This window comes from Elusimicrobiota bacterium, from assembly GCA_028718185.1.
Taxonomy (GTDB): domain Bacteria; phylum Elusimicrobiota; class UBA8919; order UBA8919; family UBA8919; genus JAQUMH01.
Window position 1 is genome coordinate 1 of sequence record JAQUMH010000015.1, and the last position, 20559, is coordinate 20559.

A 20559-nucleotide genomic window follows, 5' to 3' on the forward strand; every position below is an offset into this window, starting at 1 on the left:
GTTCTACTACTATGCTTATGTAATTGAAATTACCGCAATCAGCGGCACTGCCGGACTCCATTACTAACTTCATTACCTGAGTGCCGGCTGTTAAAGGGATTGATTGGGCTAATAATACATCGCTCCAACTGGTCCAACTGACAGTAGGAATTCGGACGGATTCTGTTTTACAGTATGCCGCTTCATTATGTTTCCCGAATTCAAGATGTAAAAGTCCGCCTAGTCCGCTGCCGCCACGCGCGCCTCGCAAGATTATCCTGTATTCGTTATTCTTTGGCACGTTTATTGTATATTCCAGCCACTCACCGGGTTTTGTCCAGCCTACATAATACCCGCCACCGGTATCTGTGCAATTACCCATATCTACATATTCTGTTGTCCTGTATGAACCACCTTGATTATCCCAGGTAGTATCATAATATGCTTCATTCTGGCCTGAACCGGCGGACATCATATCAAAATTCTCTGCCTCTATTTTTGTAGGTGTACTCGTACTGGAAGTTATCGACCATGGAACACCTGCAGGGTATGCCTGCTGGGTGCCGCCCCAGATATATCTTATTTTATCACCTGCTGTTGCGCCCGGTGTGGTGTCGTTCGGCCACATTGAGGCGAGCTGACCGAATCTGCCAAATGTGAATACACGGACAGAATGACCAACAGACTTTGCCCATTTAAGCTGGTCAAAAATTGCCTGGTTCCAACAGGTAGGACTGTTCCAATTTGGATACTGGACCTCACAAGCACTCAATAGAGTCGTCCATGTCAAAAATACGCTTGAAAAAACTTCAAGATTTGGAAGCCTTGACTGCCATACTGAAAAATTATTCTGAAAGTCCGAGAGAGTTTGATTGTTGTTTTGAATTTCATATGCATTGAATAATTTGTTCGCGTTTATGTAGGCAGTATCAATTCCGACTCCCCAAACCCCGGATTCAGAATTACTAGCGCAATTAAATGACCACACGAAGGTATTGGGCTGGTCAGTGGGTTTATATTGGGAAATTACATTTTTACACTTCGTGAAAAAACTATTAGTGAACGCTCGCCATGCGGCACCACCATCAGGTGGTATGCCGCCTGCGTGCGGCTCTTCCATTTCTATACCATCAAGAGTTGGATACCTTTGTAATAACCAAGCCAGGTCTGAAAGAAACAGGTTTTGTGCAGAAACACTGTTTTTAAAGGCATCACGATCGCCACCGGTATATTTATTCATGTTCATAAATAGATATGTTTTTATACCTTTTGAGTGAGCATAAACTATTCCGTCACCAATATAATCCGGCTCACCATTTTTTACACCAGCTATATAGGATGGAATTAAACCGGGTGAAATTGAATCTACGCCACAGTATGCTGCATAATCAATGTCGGAGTTTAATAGAGATAAATCACTCCAGTTATGTATTGCTCCTCTATTGAAACTTAGTGTTGCTGATAATGTTTTCGCTGTAATAATGCTTATTAATATCAGACCTGTAAATAATAAAAATAATTTAATGGGTTTAGTCATAAATTTATATCAATGTTTTAGGGTTATAGAGTTTGTAGAGTTCTAGAGTCGTAGACCCTAAAACACCATAACCCAATAGCTCTATAACTCTTCTCTTATTTTATTAATCATACTTATTTAATTAATCCTATCTTACCTGTCTTCTTGTTACCGGCAGCGTCTTCTACCTGATAAATATATATTCCTCTGCCTACTTTATCACCATCGTCATTTTTACCATCCCACTCGAGCCAGCCAAGATTACCAAAATCTATCTCTTTAAGTTCCCGGGCTAATCTTCCAGCTACACTATACAATCTCATGATGCTATTCATTGGTAAATTAATTATCTTTAGCTTACCTTGGATAGCTGTATCTGGATTATACGGGTTAGGATAGATTTTAATATTACTTAAATCCGCAGATACATAACTACCTAATATACGATATGTTGAAAAATGTTTCACCGTTGCAGTTACTGTCCTGTTTGTTTTATCTACTGTCTGAACGCCCGATGCTAAATCCCAATCTGTCCCGGTCCAGTAGTAGATTCTAAGTCCATCTTCGTTTAAAGTCCCTATATCCGATGCTGTATATGGTATAGTTATGTTAACTGCACGTGTAAATGTCTGGTTTTGAAGTATTGGCGCATTTTCAGCACCATATGTCAACTCACCAAAATCATAACATATCGGATTAACTGTGTTAACATATTTCATTGTGTTCTTTACTACTGGTGCTGCACTCGTCTTTATTGACGCAAGATACTTATTTGCGGACAGGACCCCTGTAGGTATTAGTATCTTTAGTCCATTAGTACCTCGTATTAAACCACCCTGGTAACCTACTAACTTTGATATATACATATCATTGAAATTTACCACTATCGGTGCTGTTACATCACCGGTTAGTTCTACAGTATTTATATCACTACGGAACGGGATTGAAACCTCTTTCTCACCTGCATCTGCCCCAATTAACGTTGAATCTGTTGTATCCAGGACACTACTCTTGTTGTTTTTTGTTGTAAGTGTTACTGTCCCTGTGTAATCGGTTGCTAAACTATTCTCATCTACATTGTAAACCTGCAACTTAAACTTCAAACTCGAAGATGCCGATGCGCCTACCTTGGTCGTGGTTGTCCCATCATCATAGTAATAAGTATATATTCTGTGTTTTATGTTATATGTCTTAAAACTATATTGTGCTGATTCTGCAAGGTTACTAGATGTATCCCGGCTGTAGACCTTGTAATAATAGGTTTTGTTTTTCAGTAATCCATTAATGGGGACACTGTGTAGTCTATTCATGTTGGTATCTAATGTCGTTAGAGTGCCTAATGCAGTTGTAGTTCCATATGCTACCTGCGAATCTGAGTTCTCATCGGTTGTCCATGTTAGGACTGCATTGTTTAGTTTTACTCCGGCACGGACATCGCTTATTACCGGTGGATTAGGATCATTAGATATTGTTGTAAAACTGTAATCTCCGGTTGTTGTTGTGTTGCCATTCATATCAACTGACACCATTCTGTAGTGATAGACTGTGTTCTCAGTAAGACCGCTTAGCGTAACACTGTGGGTGTATACACCACTGGTATCTGATAATGTTGTTGTGTTACTATACGGTAGTATTGTTCCATATTGTACCTGACTGTTCGCAGGTTCATTTGTTGTCCATGTTATCACTGTTCCACTGCCGGTTATGTTAGTTGGTATTACTGCACTTACTACCGGTGGTGTCGTATCGGGAGTTAGTCTTATTAATTTAACATAATTTAAATTACCATTACCAGCTGCACTGCCAGTTTCCATGACTAACTTCATTATCTGATTGCCTTGAGTAAGCGTTACTGAATCTGCAACTGTTACATCTGTCCATGTCTGCCATCCCCCTGTCGCCGGTACACTTACTGATGGTGTTGTTCTATATGGTACTGTGTTATGATCTCCGAATTCAAGATGTATGGGGTTTGCGCTTGATGTTCCATTTGCTCCTCTTAGTATTATTTTGTAATCAGCACTCTCATTAACATTTACACTGTATTCTAACCATTCGGTGGGTGCTGTATATTCCACATCGTATCCACTACCTGCATCGGTGCAATTCGCTATATCTACTGCTTCGGTTGTCCTGTATTTGTTGGGAGTGTTGCCAGGTGTTGTATCATTATATGTCTCACCAGACGCAGAACCAGTTGTTACCATATCGTAATTTTCTAATTCTATAGTTGTTATTCCTGTTATTATCTGCCACGGGTTCCCGTTGTTTCCATATGACTGTTGCGTTGAAATGTTTGTTATCACATATGCCACGCTATTTACAGAACTGTCTGTCATAGTATCTTTGAACGCACGTGCTCGGACTGTTGCACTTGCAGTTAATGTAAATGGTGCAGAATATAGCGTTGACGATAACGTCGGGTCTGTTCCATCTGTTGTATATCTTATTGGCGCTCCACTGGTTGCACAATCAAGAGTTACTATAACAGAGCCTGCGTAAGTTCCTGCACTCGGGCTGATTGTTGGTGTTGCTACGGTATTAGGTGTTTCAGCACTTATTCTTATTAATTTTATGTAATTAAAATTACCACAGCCAGTTGCTGCACTGGTCTCAAGAACTAACTTCATTATCTGGTTGCCTGCGGTAAGCGTTACGCTAGGTGAAAGTGTTACATCAGTCCATGTCCCCCATCCACCTGTTGGTGGTACGCTTACTGATGTTGTTTTAATATACGGTGCTACATTATGCTGACCAAATTCAAGGTGTACGGGACCTCCGTTACTTGTCAGACCACTGGCTCCCCTAAGTATTATTTTATAGTCGCCACCTTGATTAACATTTATACTGTATTCCAGCCACTCGCCAGGTTTTGTATATCCTATAAGATATCCACCATCAGTGTCAGTGCATGTCTGCAAATCTACATCTTCTGTTGTTCTAAGTGTATTTTTAGTGTCTGCTTGGCCATGTGTTGTATCATGATATGCTTCTCCTTCACCAATGCCGGTTGTTAGCATATCGTAATTTTCTGACTGTATTATTGTTTCACTTAACAAAGTACTTGATATCAACCACGGAGTACCTGCTGGAGTGTTTCCATATGACTGCTGGGGTGAAACAGAAGCGTCGGTTATTGTTACCATTTTTGGTGCTGACATCGCCGTAGTATTATTATTATCGGTTGCTTTCGCTGTTATACTATAACTCCCTGCAGCAACATTATTCCATGCAAACTCATAAGGCGAACTGGTATCTGTTCCAAGCCATGAAGCACCATTGTAAAAATCTACTTGTTTAATACCGTTACTGCTGGATGCGTCTACTTTTATTGTTAAAGCAGCAGGCGGATTACTGCCATTTATAACATCTATTGTATTTATGTTTACAGTCGGTGGTTGTGAAATGGCTGTATTAAGAATCCTCAATGCTATATCTTCACACGCAACCGGGGGAGTAGTCATTAACTTGTTACCTCCAGGGTGTGTAAATGTTTCGTCTGTATTAGATGGATTTCCTGTCAAAGTATCGACCCACTCAGCTTTATAACTACCTGCCGGTAGATTAACATTAAAGGTACTAGATGCAGAAATTTTTTGATTTGCAGGTAGAGTATATCCAACAGGTGCTGGTAGCGGTATTGAAAGAGTTTTTGATAAATAAATAGCATATTGCTGGCCAGTCTGAACCAATGCCCGCACACCTACTCCAGATGGGAGTGATGTTACAACTGAATTATTAGGCTCCATATTTACAAAACCGAATTTATTCATAAAGTCATTCAAAACTTTCATTTGAGTACGGAAGGCTGGACCTCCTCCTCCGATGGTGAATGAGTCGTTCGGTTTAGTGAAGAACGCCGAACGGGATGTAAGCGGAGGTAGAGGAGGAACATTTGTCCCACTTTCATCATTAGGGGTGAATGTTATGTCAAGCATGTTAAATACTGCACCACCAGCCAACATCCATCTCCATGCTCCAGGGCGATATGCGGCATCAGGCCAGCCTTTATATGTACCTTCATCCATTATCATGGGTTTATTTTGATCGGAGTATGTTCCCGGTATATTTGGATCATCACTATCCCATGTAAGAACAGTCACATTCGAAAGGATAGTAGATTTATCTAAAGTATGATTTTGAGAAATAAGGTGTTTTTTAGGAAGGGCTGCTTCTGTCACGGTAATTGTAGAAATAATGTAAGAATCAAATATAGTTGACATAGTACCTTTGTTAGTTAAACTATAATTGATAGTAGGCTCAATACTCGGCTGATAAATGACATTGTTATATTCATTCAGTCGCCTAACTACTTCAGCTACCATTTTACCCATATAGGGCGTTAAACCGCCATTGCGCAAACCGTCACCGCTAATATCATCATGCGCAGCGTTACTGCTAACATCCCAAACGCTATTCTGACCATCAGAAGTGTAAGATGCAATATTTCCCACACCGTTGATATTATTATTTACATTCATTGGAGAGCGGAACCACATAATATTAGGTGGAACGCTTTTTACGTTGCTAGTCATCCAAAAAGGACAGAAAAAGGTAATTTCTACTATTATATTCCGATCACTGGCCCCTTTAACAAAATCCTTGAGACGGCTAAAATAGTTTTCATCCCACTTGGATAGGTCAAACTTGCGACTGTTTGAATCATTCGCAAATCCAGTATCAGCAGGATTAGTACTTCTTGCCCAAGGACAGATAAAGCCATTGTTAGTTGGACCAAGGGTATTATTATCGATATTCCAGTAATGAAAATTATCTGTAGCTATATTCTGTGCCGGCTCAATATATGGTCCGGAAAATATGCGGACATAATTAAGTCCGTCAGCCTGGAGTGTATTCAAATATGTTGCAGTGGAAAAATCAAGATTAAGGACTGCACCGTAATGTTCGTTAGAACCAATTAATATTGTTGGTTTATCTTTATATAAAAAGTAATGTGGATTGGTAGTATGAACTGTTATCGGTTCTGATAATGATGCAGGTTTTTTCTCTGCATCTCTCGGTATCACATTCAAATCTCTCCATGATGATTCTATTGTCTTTGATGTTGTTGTTAAATCTTTGCTTTCTGCAAACCCTATTGTATAGTATGCAGGGAGAGCTGGATTCAAATATCCTGTTACCGGACTATTTGTTCTGCCAAAACCAAATACTGTCAAATTACCATATGAAAGAGCAGGATTAGACTTATAATATATATCTTTATTAGTATCATCCTGATGATTTACTAAAAATAAACTGCGGTTTAAAGTACCATCCGCAAAATATATCCACTCCGGATTTGGTATATCAGAGTTAAAAAGACTTTTACTTTCATAATCTTCATATTCTCCGGAAAAATGTTTGATGCCATCTGACATATATAAATAATCCGCTGTGCCGGCAGTATCAAATGTTCCACCTATGTTTCCTTCATATAAGAACGAGTATGCATTGGGATATTTTGTCATTGTCATCTTTGCATACTCAGGATATATATCCCACGTGCATCCCCATAAACCATCATTGCTATCGGATTTAATTTTCACTTTCAATGGTCCCTGACTCACTATGGAACTTGCGCTAATTGTCTCGTCCGGATGGAAAGGTCTAATATTAGGTATACCTCGGAATTTTTGTGGCTGAGTGGTTTGATAATCTATCCAGTCATTACCAGCAATATCATTCATGCTTGAAAAAGCAGCTCCTTTTTTTGAATAATAATATGTTCCCCGACCTGTTACTATTTTAAAACAGTCCTTTCCCTCATCTTGGACATTATCTGTTAGTGTTATTTGCGGTGTTACTGTATAAACAGTTTCTGGACCTGTGTTAAAATATATATGATAATATCTTGTTGCATTTGCTGTTGTCATATTATCCATAATAAAAACAAGTGTACCAGCCGCATTAGTAGTTGCATTATATGTGCTTGATTGGTCAAACTGGAACGGAACTGTATTCTTTGCTGTTCCATCTCCAAGCACTTCTACCACCCGGATAGAACCGGGATCAAATGTTCCACTTGCACTAAGTCCAGTTAGTAATTCTGTAAAATTGATAGCTATCTCAACAGGCTTGTTGGTCCTTTCATATGCTCCTGCCTGGACATCTACACCAAACCGATAATTAAAATCTTCACTCCACCAACCACCAACCGGTTTACCTCCTCCAACGGTTATACTAATAGGATTTGATGTCGTTACGTTTCCACTATTATCTGTCGCTTTTACTGTAAGCACATAACTACCTGCTTGTACATTTAACCATGTATAAGTATATGGGAATACAGTATCTTCTCCGATTTTATAAGTACCATTGTAAAAAAATTCTACCTTGCTTATAGTACCATCAGAATCAGTTGCTGTTGCATTTATAGTTATAGTTGCTGGTGCTGAATATGTTGCATTATTAGTCGGACTTGTTATACTCGCGGTAGGTATACCTTGAGTATTATATTTCACTAATATCACCGGTCCTGGCCAGTTTACTTCAGCAGCATGATGCTGTGTGGGAGTATCAGTATAAAGGGATTTAATGTAAAATGTGTTTTTACCAGTGTCACCTATACCTCCTTTTAAGACACTAAGAGGTGTAATATCCATAGTATCAAAAGTGTAATCTGGAGCAGGAGATGTGTTGTAATTTACCTGATTACCAAACGTATTTGATAACATTGTATTATTAATTCCCACTTCACGACTCGTAGTATGACCTGACTCTCCTGCACCACCCCATGTAGGAACAATAAGTTTTGCTTCTTTTATATTAGTCATTGAATCGCTAATATTAATATCACATGTCTTTATAACATTCCCACTGGAACTAAAACTTTCCGGAACGTTCTTTGCAGAATATAGTTTTACGGAGTAATTTCTGCTGGAAAATGTAGGATTAACTGTATTTGTGATAAAGCACATACCATCTTTACCAACTATACGAGCTACTACCTTAATTGGCTCATCCTGGTCCGGTATCCAAGCAGTATTCCATGGTACTGAATAAGAAGGACCAGTAATAGATGTGCCTATATGTTTATCAAGTATACCGTTTCTACATATATAATGCCAGTTTTGAAAACGACCATCGCCTTCCCAATTAAAATCTTTATACCATCCTATATAGTTTACTGAGCTTATTCCAGCTGAATATGTGTCTACATTGGCAGTGAAAGTTTGAGTATCACCGTTTTGAACCACTGATATAGTTCCTGTAGGATGAAGTTTTTTTGAACCATCATAATAGACACGCACTGTAAATGAATATACCCAGTAGTGTGGATAGCCCCACGCCGGCTGTTGTGTGGCCCAAAATTGAATTTTATTATCAGTCCCTACGTGTAACGAGGATGGTGAAATTTCTATCGGTACTGTAGAATATAATGTTCTAAGATAATAAATAGACCTAGCGGCTGATATAGTCTGAGTGGGTGTACTAACAGGTAGTGGTAAAGGTTTCCAGTCGAGATCACTTGCGCTATTTACACGTATCCTTTCCTCTGTAGTACCATAATGTCCCCCCCACATAGTTACATATACTTCTGCTTTTATTGCATCTTGAAGGTCACCTGTACCTATAGTTACATACAAATCAGTTGGTGGCTTATTATTATTACATAAATTTGCTTGTACTGGATTTGTATCACAACCATAAGTTAAAATTTGCCCTAGAATACCTAATTTACCATAGGTATTTGGTTTTGCCGTAAAATCTTTGTAAATATCACCAGGAGTAAAATCCGCATAACCCGTTGCTGCTTGTGATACTGTACTTAAACCTAACATCACTACTGCAAACATCATACACCATCTGATAATCTTACCCATAATTTGTCCTCCCATCCTTCTATATATTTTATTCCTAATTTGGTTTGTTTTCATATTTATTGGCACCATAAGATGGTGCAGCTACATCGGACATTGAACTTCTTTTTTAATCTTCTAATTAACTAATTCACTAATCCGCTTACCTGCTTACCCGCTCTGTCTCTTACTCTTTCCCTCCAAACTTTATCCCTAGCGATACTCTGTGTGTATCGCCTAAATCTTTTGTAGGTATAAACGCATAATCTATATTGAATGTAGAACTTTCACCACTCATCTTAAATCCGCCGCCTAATGTGTATGTCTCTTCATCATATCCGAGCTTATAACCAGCACGAATTGCTACCATCTCGGCAACCACTAACTCTAAACCTATATTCTCTTTTGTGGTCGCACTGTCTAATTCATAATTAGCATCAGCTGCTACTGTAAGGTTGTTCTCTCCTTCAAATGCTGAGAACTTCTTGCCTAATCCTGCTTTTATATTACCGGGTAAATTATCGCTGCCTACTTTACCGCCTATGTTCTGGACCGCTAACCCTAATTGTAATCCGCCTTTTACAGGCATATACTCTATTCCTAAATCTAAGCCAAACCCCGATGCAGTGTCATTATCTATCTTCTGGCTTACCATTTTTAAACTACCACCTATGTTTATTGTCTCATCTACCTGTTTGCCGTAACTTATTGCGCCACCCATATCCTTCGCACTATAACTGCCTACACTGCCTACGGTATCATATGCGCCATTGACATCTTCTAATGTCTTGTCTATATTGCCATAATTAAGGTACATTATCTGTAACCCTATTGTGGAGTCTTCACTAACAGGATGTCCGAGCGCTAAATATTCGTAATTTATTCCTTCAAAAAGCGATAAATGCATAAATGAGAGTTCAGTTGAACTTACTGACCCTAACCCTGCCGGGTTCCAATATACGCTATTGACATCTTCAGCTACTGCTACTTGTGCGCCACCCATAGCTTCCTGTTTTGCACCTATACCTACTTTCAAAAACTCCATAGCTGAACTGCATACACCGGCTTGTAAATTACCTGTACATATAGTACCTACTACCATAATTGCCAACATTACTGAACTTAACATCTTACGCATATTGACCTCCTTTACTGCTGTTCTTATGTTCTTAAGTTCTTGAGTTCTTGAGTTGATGATCCCAATTTTTATTTATAACTGAATATGTGATTGGGATTGTTTTATTGGTCTCCGGTAGGGGACTCAATATTGATTACCCCGATTTTTATTCATAACTAAATATGTTATCGGGATTGTTTTATTGGTCTCCAGTAGGGGACTCAATAAAACAAAAAAGAAGCATATTAGAAAACTAGCTAATCAGTTAATTAAGTTTTTTCAACCTAATTCGCTAATTCACTAATTTACTAATCCACTTCTTCTGTTTTCGATAACCTTGCTAGCTTGATAGTTGCTCTTCGTAGCTGCCTTATCTCTTTACCTTTACCTCTACCTGCTTCTACGAAGAACCTGGTTTTCTTATTTTGTCGTTTATCGGCAACCTGTTGGCTTCACTATCTTAGCCCTTGGTTTTGCGAACTCATCCCAATTTCTCGGGAGCAGCCTTTTCGGGATACTACTTCAATATTTTCTTTTCCTCCTTATTTAACTGTGTAATGTGTGTTAGTGTTGTAGTGTTTTGTTGTCTGTTACTATATATATAACACAAAGCACGAATTCTGTCTATCGGTTGCTTGCGAATTAGTAACGGGTACTTGCTGTTAATGTGCAGGAATTGATATGTTTTTTCTTTGGTTTACTTTTGAACAGACATATATAACTTGCGGTATAGTGAAGGAGTTATATCGGTAAGACGTTTGAAATTCCAATTAAAAGCACCGAGATTTTTAAAACCAACTTCGTATGCAATAGCAATTATTTTTTTATTGTTATCCAGCTCCAAAATACGTTTTGCTTCAAGGACTCTTCTGTTGGCTATGGACGCCTTAAAACTTAATCCGCTAAATTTCTTAAACAAATGACTTATATGATAAGGAGAATATCCCACATGCTTTGATAAATTTGAAAGAGTTATATGTTCTTTAAAGTGTTTATCAATATATTCCAAAACCACATCAATTATATGATTGTGCTCTTCGGTGGAAATGATATTTTTTTTTGTATTAGAAATATTTCTCTTTATTAACATTAAAAATGTTATAAGCAAAGTTGTCATAATTTCATGATAATTTTCTCCTTTCTTTTTTCTTTCCTGCTCAAGCATATATAAAATTAATTCTATATCATTTGCTTCCTTTTCATTAAAACATATTTGATGCGGAAAGTTTTTATGGCAATTAATAATACTTTTTAATAAAGGTTGAATAGCAGGATAATCTTCAAATAAATATTTAGAAAAAACCATAAGAGTTATATTGACATCCGGTGCTTTTTTCCCCTCGTTAATATAAGTATGAATGTCGTGTTCGTGAATAATGAATAATGATTTATCTTTAGTCGCATATCGCTTGTCTTTAATATAAAAAAAGCCATTTCCGGAACGGATATATTGGAACTCAATAATAAAAGGATGGACATGATAAGTTCTGTGAACAATATTTTGTGTGGTTATCTGAAAAGGATAATCTTTTTCCGGGAAAGGAAAAGTATACTTAAGAAATTTCATTTATTTACCTCAGCAAAATTGTGAATTATATAATAATGGTTAGATTTTCTTAAAAATTTATTATACAAAATAGCAAAAAAAAAGCAATGAAAATAATATGCAGGAATCAAAATTGACTTTTTTTAATTATTTTATATAATTAATTTCATTGCTCTTGAAAAACAAAAAAGCTATCCTGACTTTATGTCCGGTGTCATTTAAAATGAATAAACCAAATTTAATTCCGTATAATGTGCTGAATTTCAAGGGAGCTAAATTAATCGATGTGTCGCATCATGTGTCACATCAGGGTCCATATCCTACCGGGAAGATGAAAAAACACTATCATTCTTTTCATGAACTTGTAATTATTCTTAAAGGTTCAGTTTGTGTCGAAATATCAGGAAAAGAAGTTCGTGCAAAAACCGGTGATATTCTGTTTTATCATGCAGGGGCAGCCCATAAAGAGCAATCCACCCGCGGAACAGAAGTTATCTGTATTGAATGGGAAGAAAAAAGGAAAATAGAATTTCCTGTTTTAATACATAACACAAGCAGAAAAATATGTTTTTTGGCTAAATGGCTAAATGAACAAGACCAATCAAACTATCCGTATAGACGATTACTACAAGATAAAATATTTGAAGTTATAAGAATTGAATTAACAAAAGATTTTGAATCTGAAGAAAATCATCCGTTTATAGCTAAGTTAAAAAGTTTTATGATAGATAACTTAAATAAACCTTTAGCTTTGAAAAATCTTGCAAATTACGCACATACAAGTAAATATCATTTCTTAAAAAAATATAAAAAAATAACAGGACGAACACCTATGGAGGACTTAAGAAATATCCGTCTTGAAACTGCTAAAGATATGATAGTAACTACTTGTATGCCATTAAAAGCTATTGCTTCAAAAGTAGGGTTCAGTAACGTATACCTTTTTACAAAGCTGTTTCGGAAATATTACAACACACCGCCGGGCAACTTCCGTAAAAACACAGATTGGGTTAAACAAACAGTTTTTTCTAAATTGTAGGCAACTTAGCGTCTTAGGGTTATAGAGTTTTAGAGTTCGTAGAGTTAAAACCCTATAACCCAATAACTCTATAACGCGTCTTTTATTTTACTAATCCTATTTTCCCGGTTTTCTTGCTACCCGCAGCGTCTTCTAACTGATAAATATATACTCCCCTACCTACCTTGTCACCATCGTCATTCTTGCCATCCCACTCGAGCCAACCCAAATTACCAAAATCTACTTCTTTGAGTTCACGAACGATTCTTCCGGCTACACTATACAACTTCATAGTACTGTTCATTGGAAGATTTATTACTTTTAATTTACCACTTACTGCTGTTTCAGGATTATACGGGTTAGGATAAACTTTCACATTACTCATATCAACAGATACATAACTTCCCAATATACGATATGTTGAGAAATGTTTCACTGTCGCAGTTACCGTATTGTTTACTTTGTCTACTGTCTGGACTCCTGATACCAAATCCCAATCTGTCCCGGTCCAGTAGTAAATCCTAAGCCCATCTTTGTTTAATGTTCCTATATCCGCTGCTGTGTATGGTATTGTTATGTTTACTGCTCTTGTGAATACCTGGTTTTCTAATACTGGCGCATTTCCGGTTCCAAATGATAACTCGCCAAAATCATAACATATCGGATTAACAGTGTTAACATATTTCATATTATTTTTTACTGCCGGAGCTGCACTTGTCTTTATTGAAGCAAGATACTTGTTTGCAGATAAGACTCCTGTAGGTATCAGTATCTTTAGACCGTTAGCACCCCGTATTGAACCACCCTGGTAGCCTACTAACTTTGCGATATACATTTCATTGAAACTTATTACTACAGGCGCTGTTACATCACCGGTTAGTTCTACAGTATTTATATCACTACGGAACGGTATTGAAACTTCCTTCTCGCCGGAATCTGACTCGGTTAATGTTAAATTAGTTGTATCAAGGACACTACTCTTGCTGTTCTTGGTTGTAAGTGTTACTGTACCTGTGTAATCGGTCGCAATATTGTTCTCATCTATATTATATACCTGAACTTTGAACTTCAAACTCGCAGCTGCAGATGCTCCTGTCTTGGTTGCAGTTGTCCCGTCATCGTAGTAATAGGTATATATTCTGTGCTTTAAGTTATACGTTTTGAAACTGTATTGTGACGATATTGCAAGATTATTAGATGCATCCCGACTATAGACCTTGTAATAATATGTCTTACCTTTATCTAATCCGTTAAGTGGAACACTATGCAATCTTGTTGCTATTGAATCTAATGTAGTTATAGTACCGAGTGCAGTTGAAGTTCCGTATGCAACCTGTGAATCTGAGTCTTCATCGGTTGTCCATGTTATTACTGCACTGTTTAGTGTTACACCGGCTGTTACATTGCTTATTACCGGCGGGTTAGGATCATTAGATATTGTTGTAAAATTATAATCCCCGGTAGTTGTTGGGTTACCATTCATATCTACGGATACCATACGGTAATGATATACTGTATTCTCAGTAAGACCACTTAGTGTAACGTTGTGGTTGTATACACCATCGGTATCTGTTACGGGAGTTACGCTGCCATAACTTGTTGTTAATCCATACTCGACCATACTGGTTGCAGGTTCATTTGTCGTCCATGTTATCACTATTCCACTGCCAGATACATTAGTTGGTATTACCACACTTACCACCGGCGGTGTTGTGTCGGCAGTTAGTCTTATTAAACGAACATAATTAAAATTACCATTACCGGCTGAGCTACCGGTTTCCATGACTAACTTCATTATCTGGTTGCCTACTGTAAGTGACACATTGGATGAAACTATTACATCTGCCCATGTAGCCCATCCACCTGTCGCCGGTACACTTACTGATGGTGTTGTCCTGTATGGTGCTAAATTGTGATCTCCAAACTCAATGTGTATAGGACTTGCAGTTGAACCTCCATTGGCTGCTCTTATTATTATTTTATATTCGCCAGTTTCATTTACGTTTACACTATATTCCAACCACTCAGTTGGTGCTGTCCAACCTACATAATATCCACCGTCTATATCGGTGCATACTCCTACATCTACACCTTCGGTTGTCCTGAATACTCCACCACCTTTATTATCGGATGTTGTATCAAAATAAGTCTCACCGGACGCAGAACCGGTTGTTACTGTATCATAATTCTCAACTTGTATAGTTGTTGTTCCTGCTATTATTTGCCATGGATTACCGCTGTTACCATATGACTGTTGAGTAGATACGCTTGTTATAACATATGCCACACTATTTATGGAACTGTCGGTCATAGTAGTTTTGAATGCACGTGCCCGGACGGTTGCGCTAGCAGATAGTGTAAATGGTGCGGAATATTGGGTTGATGTTGATGTCGGGTCTGTTCCGTCTGTTGTATATCTTATTGTCGCTCCGCTGGTTAAACAACCAAGGGTTACTGTAACAGAATCCGGATATGTTCCTGCACCGGGGCCAATTGTAGGTGTTTCTACTGTATTTGGTGTGTCCGCAGTCACTTTTATTAATTTAATGTAGTTAAAATTACCACAGCCGGTTGCTGCACTAGTTTCCATAACTAACTTCATTATCTGGTTGCCTGCGGTAAGCGTTACTCCTGTTGATAGTGTTAAATCTGTCCATGTTCCCCACCCGCCTGTCGGTGGTACGCTTACAGATGCTGTTTTAACGTATGCTGATTCCTTGTGAGTGCCAAATTCAAGATGTATGGGTCCTCCGTTGCTTGTCATACCGCTGGCACACCTAAGTATTATTTTGTATTCGCCGCCCTGATTCACATTTATGCTGTATTCCAGCCATTCACCGGGCATTGTCCAGCCTATATTGTACCCGGCATCTGTGTCACCACATACCTGCACATCTACATACTCGCTTGTCCTGTATACTCCGCCACCTTTATTGTCTGCTGTTGTATCATGATATGCCTCGCCTTCACCTATACCACTTGTTACCATATCGTAATTTTCCGCTTGTATTGTTGTTGTCCCTGCACCTATCAACCACGCTACTCCTGCAGGATACGCCTGCTGAGGCGAAACAGAATTGTCAACTATTGTTACTATTTTTGCTGTCGATATGGCTGTGTTATTATTGTTGTCTGTAGCTTTGGTAGTTATACTGTAAGTTCCTGCAGCAACATTATTCCATGCAAACTCATAAGGCGAACTGGTATCTGTTCCAAGCCATGAAGCACCATTGTAAAAATCTACTTGTTTTATACCATTACTGCTGGATGCGTCTACTTTTATTGTTAAAGCAGCAGGAGGAGTACTACCATTTATAACGCCTATTGTACTTATAGTCACAACAGGTGGCTGCGAAATGGAAGTATCCATTATTCGCAGCGCTATATCATCAAGAAAATCCGGAGAAATAAGTGCCTTGTTGCCTCCGGTATGTGCGAATGTTTCTGTTTTATCTATAACACCTGTCAAAGTGTTAATCCAATCTGCTTTATAACTAACTGCGACTGATTGTAAATTAAGTGTAAGTGTGGTTGTCCGTGTAGTCGTTCGTGGTGAAATCGGACTATCATGGTTTCCTAAATTTGTTGGTCCAATATAAACAGCATACTGTTTACCGGGTTCAACCAATGCATATGCTGTTGAACCGGATGGAATTCCTCCGGTTACAATTGAACTGTTAGGTACCATTTTTACAAAATCAAGACTACCCATAAAATTCTTTAAAATTACTAATTGAGTGCGTAATGTCTGACCTCCTCCTCCAATGGTGTTTCCAGGCGGATTTGCTCCTGTTGTTGCAGGTAAAACTTTTGTACCATTTTCAAGTGTTGTTGTGAATGTTAAGTCGAGCATATTAAATCCTGCAGCACCGGCGAGGATATTTTTCCATCCCCATGTTCGATATGAAACATCAGGTCTGCCTAAATATGTTATTTCGTCACATGTTAAGGGTACATCTTTGTTGTAACTTGTTCCTATATTTTGAGCACTAAGACCATCGCGGCTGATATAAGACGCATTTGGACGAAGTATTTCAGGTGGTCCATTTTGAGATATAAGATGTTTTTTCGGGAGTGATACCTCTGCCGCAGCTATTTTAGATATCATATAAGGGTCAAATGTAGCTGCCATAGCATGAGAATCTGAATAATAGTCAGGCTCAATACATGCCTGAAAAATAACATTATCATAGTCATTCAATTCCTGAACTGTCTTTGCTACCATACTACTCATATAAATTGTTAAACCATTATTATTATTAATATCCCAGACACTATTTGTGCCACTGTTAGTGTGAGATGCAATATTTCCAACACCGTTGATATTGTTAGTTGAATTAAAAGGACTGCGTGCCCACATCGGGTTTCCATATGAATCAACATTAGTGCTTGCCCAATAAGGACAGAAAAAGGTAATTTCTATTACTATTCCTCTATCACTTGCCTTTGAAACAAAATCTTTAAGGCGGGTGAAATACGCGGTATCCCATTTATTTAAGTCAAATTTAAAAGTGTTTAAATCTACACTTCTTGCAAAAGGACAGATAAGTTTATTGTTAGCCGGACCAAGAGTATTATCATCTATATCCCAATAGCTGAACGGATTATTATAAGGTTCAACATAGACACCGGAAAATATACGTGCATAATTAAGTCCTTTAGACTGCAATTCATTTAAATATGTGACATAATCAAAATCAAGATTCAGGACTGCGCCATAATGTTCGTTAGAGCCAATCAATATTGTCGGCTGACCTTTGTATACGAAGTAATGTGGATTAGTAGGATGAATTTTTATTGGTTCGGCAGATACTGTTTTTTGTTCAGCTTCTCTCTGGATTACCCCTAAATCACGGTATGCAGATTCTACCACTTTAGTCATATCTGCATACGTTTTGCTATCCCAAAGTCCCATTGTGAAATGTGCCGGAACTGCAGATGCATTCATATAAGGAACTGCTTCATTGGATTTTCTACCAAACCCGAATACTGTTAAATACGATGACGCTATATTGATTGGCCAATAAGAGTCCGGTTGAGTATCATCTTCGTGATGTGCAAAGAAAAGTGAACGCGTAATCGCATTATCTTCAAAATATGCCCACTCGTTAGTCAGGTCGCCTGACCATGTGCCTGCAGCTGAAAGTGGTGTTTGTGTTCCGTTAGACCGGACGCATTGGTCAGTATCATCCAATACACCACCGGGTGTACCTTCATATAAAAACCAATAATCATGACCGGCTGTTACAAGCGTCATTTTTGCATACTCAGGATATATTTCCCAATTGCATTCCCACCCGCCGGTTACCTTTGAATTAATAGTTGTTTTAAGTGGACCTGAATTAACAAGAACACTTGTTCCTGTAGTAGCACCCGGATGGAAACTACCTTCAGGGTAAATCATGTTTGGTATTCCGCGGTATACATCGCCAGATGTAGTAGGAATATTATGGTAATTTATCCAGTCGTTACCATTTTTGTCAACAAGACTTGAAAATGAAGCACCTTGTTTTTGATAATAATATGTACCCTGTTGAGTTTCTATTTTAAAACTGCTCTGACCCTCATCTGTTACATTGTCTGTTAGTGTTACTTGCGGTGTTATTGAAGGAGCGATTAAATTGGTTCCTGTATTAAAATATATATGATAATATCTTGTGGCATTTGCTATCGTCGTATTATCCATTATAAAAGTAATTGTTCCGGACGCATTATTGCTTGCATTATATGTGCTTGATTGGTCAAACTGGAACGGAACTGATGCATTGACTACCGTACCATCTCCAAGGACTTCTATCACACGAATAGAACCGGGATCAAATGTTCCGCTTGTACTAAGTCCGGTTAATAATGTAGTAAAATTAACATTTACATCAACCGGTTTATTTTTTCTTTCATATGCTCCTGCCTGAACATCCACACCAAACCGGTAAGTCCAGCCGTCATTCCACCAACCCCCAACCGGTTTACCCCCGCCTACAGAAATACTAACAGGATTTGATGTCGTTATATTTCCACTATTATCTGTTGCTTTAACTGTTAAAACATAACTACCTGCCTGAACATTCGACCATGAATAACTATACGGGCTTACTGTGTCTTCTCCTAATTTAGTAGTGCCTTGGAAAAATTCTACTTTGGTTATAGTACCATCACTATCAGTTGCTGTCGCACCTATAGTTATATTTGCCGGTGCTGAAAATGTCGAGTCGGTAGTTGGACTTGTTATACTCGCTGTAGGCATACCAACAGTGTTATATTTAACTAATATTACAGGTCCCGGCCAGTTTACTTCAGCTGCATGTCCTGCTGTATCTGACTTAATGTGAAATGTATTTGTACCAGCTTGTAGAAAGCTAAGATTTGTAATATCAATAGTATCAAAAGCGGGAGCTGTTCTTGTACCAAATGTAGTTGATACTACATTACCATTAATTCCTACTTCGCGTACTGCAGGAATAGCATCCTGTCCTGCACCGCACCAAGTATGTAAAATAAGTCTTGCGGCTATTGCCTTATCCATTGTCCCAATGGTGTAAGAACATGTCATTACTTTATTATTACTTGAACTAAACCTTTGTGGAATATTAGATGAAGAAAATAATTTTACAGAGTAGTTTCTGGTATTAGAATTAAGGGGAAGAGTAACTGCCGGTGTAATATAGCACATACCATCGTTACCAACTATACGGGCTATTACTTGTACTGGCAGGTCCTGGTCAGGTATCCATCTGGTATCCCATGTTACTGAATAAGTACCGGAAGTAGCAGTACCTATATGTTTCAGAAGTGTACCGCCCTTGTATGTATAATGCCAATTTAGAAACTTACCATCACCTTCCCAGTTAAAATCTTTATAATATCCAATATAGTCTACTTGTCTTATTCCACCCGTGTATGCAGGAACACTCGCAGTGAAAACCTGACTATCAGCTCCCGGTGTCACTGATATTGTGCCTGTAGGATGAGTTTTTGAATTATAATAGACACGTATTGTATTTGAATATACATACATAAACGGAAAAACAAAAGAAGTAATACTTCTATGACACCAGGCTTCTATTAAGTTATTACCTACATGCAACGAGGTCGCTGGATTTGGAATATCTAACGGTTGAGTAGCATATTCCGTAAAGTAGTACATATAGTCACTAGGCACATTAGGGATTGGTAAAAGTTGAAATGCTCCACCATTTATACGGGTCTCCCGTTGGGTTGTTCCTCCGGTACCCCATGAATGTCCACCCCAAATAGATGAATACAATTCCGCTTTTTTTAAATCGGTAAGGTCGCTTGCTAGAGGAATGCTTACATTGTTAGAGGTTGGCGGATTTTGATTCGCCAGTGTAGGATATGGACAATAAGTTGCAGCAGCAAAATTTATCCAGTCTCCACAAACAGGATAATAAGAGTTGGTGGGATAAGTAAATTCTTTATAAATATCCCCGGAAGTAAAATCAGCCCACCCTTTTGTGACAAAACATACCACAAACATTACAGCAACTAAAATCAGATATCGTCTTATTATCTTACCCATAATTTTACCTCCAATTTTTAATGTCGTTCTTATGCTCTTGTGTTCTT

General features: G+C 38.2%; 6 protein-coding genes. 1 reads left to right on the top strand and 5 read right to left on the bottom strand.

Features of this window, described 5'->3' with window-relative positions:
- From PHE88_11405 to PHE88_11420, 4 genes are all read right to left on the bottom strand, one after another.
- Positions 1-1516 (bottom strand): carbohydrate-binding protein (locus tag PHE88_11405; protein MDD5688423.1); only part of this gene is annotated, 1516 nt, incomplete at its 3' end.
- Positions 1517-1629: 113 nt separating this feature from the next.
- Complete coding sequence (locus tag PHE88_11410) at positions 1630-9318, bottom strand: carbohydrate-binding protein (GenBank protein MDD5688424.1); 7689 nt, start codon at positions 9316-9318, stop codon at positions 1630-1632.
- Positions 9319-9481: 163 nt separating this feature from the next.
- Positions 9482-10432 (bottom strand): PorV/PorQ family protein, encoded by a 951-nt coding sequence (locus PHE88_11415; GenBank protein ID MDD5688425.1) that lies wholly within the window; start codon positions 10430-10432, stop codon positions 9482-9484.
- Positions 10433-11108: 676 nt separating this feature from the next.
- On the bottom strand, positions 11109-11978 hold the full coding sequence (locus PHE88_11420; GenBank protein MDD5688426.1) for an AraC family transcriptional regulator: 870 nt from the start codon (positions 11976-11978) through the stop codon (positions 11109-11111).
- 202 nt (positions 11979-12180) lie between these two features.
- Here PHE88_11420 and PHE88_11425 point away from each other — a divergent pair, with 202 nt between their 5' ends.
- Entirely contained in the window at positions 12181-12996 is an 816-nt protein-coding gene (locus PHE88_11425) for a helix-turn-helix domain-containing protein (GenBank protein MDD5688427.1), read from the top strand.
- An 82-nt stretch (positions 12997-13078) separates the two neighbouring features.
- On the opposite strand, the gene PHE88_11430 is transcribed toward PHE88_11425, so the two are convergent.
- Positions 13079-20512 carry a carbohydrate-binding protein gene (locus PHE88_11430; protein MDD5688428.1) on the bottom strand — a complete coding sequence of 2478 codons (7434 nt, stop codon included), beginning with the start codon at positions 20510-20512 and terminating at the stop codon, positions 13079-13081.
- Positions 20513-20559 lie beyond the last annotated feature (47 nt).